The following is a 1,416-nucleotide window of genomic DNA, read 5'->3' as shown; positions in this document are numbered from 1 at the left end:
CTCATTTTCAATGAGTTAAACAAACTTTGAAGCCTTTTTTATTCCAAATTTACGTTAATATATGCATGTGATTTCTTACATGCGAAAGTTCAATAAATAATAATGGTAGAAGGAATGCCATGTTCTAATATACTGTTTATGAGGAAGTTTGTATAATGATTGTGGCTTGTAAAGCGTATAGAGAATATCGTATGAGCAATTGCGAAAATTGCCTTTTCGTGGAGCATTCTCGATTTTTTTTTGTAATTTTGCAACCCAAAACCGTCTATTTAATGATGGATCTAATCTAAAATAATACGAGAATATATGGATAACCAATTAAAAGATGTATCGGCTTGGACCGAAATAGATTACTCACCAATATGTTATAATACTTATATCAAAGTACCTCTCTTCGAACCTAAAAATGTGCAGTTCTATCGCTGCCGTCAGGGTAAGGAGAAGGAGCTCACTAAATTGATTCAGGTCGTCTTTAAGGCTAAAGGTGCAGAGGAATGGGAGGATGACCCTCGATATGGTAATATCTTGGCTATGACCTTGGGCGATGGCGACGAGGAACTGACTCCGGTGGAAATCTACAATATGGGTGTTGATGCTGACGAATTAGTGAGGGTAGTGGACGAAACAGAAGATACCATCACTTTCCATATCAGATGGCCTTATGGGGAAATCGCTATCCCTCAAGCTAAAGAGGTGAACGGAAATTTCGAAATCAATAAGAAAATCTTGGCTAACGAACAGACTGTAGATGTCGTGTTTACTCCTAATGATGAGCAACTCCAGGAGTTCTCTCTGCCTCTGACAATCCCTTTCACAGGTCTCGCTATTAGAAATGGTGAAGGCGAACTCGTAAAGGGCGATCTGGAAATCCCTTTCGGCGAAATCATGGGGTATACTTATGAGTTTAAAGGAAATGATAAGGATGATAGATTCGGTATCTCTTTTAATGGGGATAAGAAAATTTATCAGTATGTGCTGAATGATGATTTCAAACTTTCCATCAGAAATAAGCGTGACCGAATGGCTAAAATCGGTGAAATCGACTTGAAAGGTAGTTTGGCGGTATTGCTGCAGGGGATTCCTAATGCGGTGATTAAGCATAAGGATGATAGATGGAGAATTACGGTGTGTGATTGATTTCGTATATATACCTATTTATATATAGAAAATATATTGCAATATTGTCAAATTTGTGGAAAATATTAATTTTTCTCGAAAAAAAGTAAGAAATAATTTGGCGGTTTGATATTTTTGATATACCTTTGCAAACGCTTTCGCTCAGGAATAAGTGCTAAGATTTATGTCCTTGGGTTGAGGGTAAAAAGAAAGAGTTCTTTGAAAAGATTTACATAAACAGAGAAGTAGTACAAGAAGCGAGTTTGCATAGTAGTATGTGAACTTGGGTAATAAAACGAA

1 protein-coding gene is annotated in these 1,416 nt (G+C 36.8%); it reads left to right on the top strand.

The annotated features are described in order from the left end of the window. The first annotated feature begins 306 nt into the window (after positions 1 to 306). On the top strand, positions 307 to 1,137 hold the full coding sequence (locus K333_RS12395) for a hypothetical protein (RefSeq protein WP_051230948.1): 831 nt from the start codon (positions 307 to 309) through the stop codon (positions 1,135 to 1,137). Positions 1,138 to 1,416 lie beyond the last annotated feature (279 nt).

It is taken from the genome of Segatella albensis DSM 11370 = JCM 12258, from assembly GCF_000426565.1.
GTDB classification, from domain to species: Bacteria; Bacteroidota; Bacteroidia; order Bacteroidales; family Bacteroidaceae; genus Prevotella; species Prevotella albensis.
The sequence above is the reverse complement of the archived record's forward strand: the minus strand, read 5'-3'. Positions and strand labels throughout refer to the sequence as shown.